1 protein-coding gene is annotated in these 1102 nt (G+C 54.6%); it reads right to left on the bottom strand.

Going from position 1 to position 1102, the window contains the following annotated elements; all coding sequences use genetic code 11:
* Window positions 1-7: 7 nt before the first annotated feature.
* A complete protein-coding gene (locus QT230_RS20770; protein ID WP_308324060.1) occupies window positions 8-1000 on the bottom strand; it encodes an IS30 family transposase in 993 nt (330 codons plus the stop codon).
* Between the last annotated feature and the right edge of the window lie 102 nt (window positions 1001-1102).

Below are 1102 nucleotides of genomic sequence, written 5' to 3'. Positions count from 1 at the left end.
CCTGAATTCAACTAATAAGTGCAGCACCTGCGGTTTCTAGTGCTCCTGAGTATTCCCCTAAGAACACTTGAGCTGGGGTTCGGTATCCCAGCCGTTTCCTTGGTCTATCGTTCAGCTTATTGACGACCCTTCGTAGCTCTGCGTTAGTCACCTTTCGGAAGTCAGTCCCTTTTGGAAAATACTGCCTAATCAGGCCATTAGTGTTTTCATTGGTACCACGCTGGCATGAGCGGTACGGGTCACAAAAATAGGTCTTGGCCGAGATGGCCTTGGCAACCTTCAGGTGCTCGGCGAATTCCGACCCATTATCCAAAGTGATGGTGTGCACTGCCCCTCGGCGGGGTGCCAGTAACCGCGTCATCGCTTCAGCTGTTCTCGTGGCAGTGATCGTTGGCAACCGCACTGCCAAGAGGTAGCCACTACGTCTTTCGACCAAGGTCACCAGCCCAGATTCTTTGTGGCCCTTAAGCACCGTGTCGCCTTCCCAATGACCGATATGACGCCGTTCTTCCACCTCGGTAGGGCGCTGCTCGATGCCTACTCGGTGCGGGATTTTGCCTAACCCCGCCCGCTTCGCCAACTGGCGCTGATAGCGCCGCTGCCGTGGCAGACGGAGCTGTTTCCATAATGTCCCACCGTGTTTCTTGTCATCCCAGATGAGCGCGTAGATCCATTGATGACTCACGCAAACCCCGTTGGCATTCGCCATGAAGCCACTGATTTGCTGAGGACTCCATTCGTCCCTCAATTGACCAGTGACCCATCGAATCAGGCTTGGCAGTCGCTTCGTCACTTTCCAAGCGGTGCGTCGGCGCTGATCACTTGCCGATTGGGCCTGTTCAGGCGCATAACCACTGATCAGTGCGTTGCGCTTTATCTCGCGGCTAATGGTGCTGCTGTGGACGCCAATGGCCTTGGCTATCTGTCGCTGGCTGATGCCGGTCTCAAGATAGGCAAAAATTTGGTATCGTTGTGCTTGGGTCAGTTGTCGGTATCCCATGCTCTGCTTCACTTTGGTAGGTAAGGCAGAGAGGGTACCGGCGCTGGCCCTCCTACCTCTACCGAATGATCCAAAGTGCTGCGGTTATTCTATGAATCCAGG

This window comes from Halomonas sp. SpR8 (assembly GCF_031010195.1).
Lineage (GTDB): Bacteria > Pseudomonadota > Gammaproteobacteria > Pseudomonadales > Halomonadaceae > Vreelandella.
Note: the sequence above shows the minus strand (reverse complement) of the source record. Positions and strands in the feature narration are given on the sequence as shown.

Bases quoted from the DNA above. Each gene is read 5' to 3' on its own strand.
- QT230_RS20770 (WP_308324060.1), bottom strand. From the start codon at position 1,000: ATGGGATACCGACAACTGACCCAAGCACAACGATACCAAATTTTTGCC.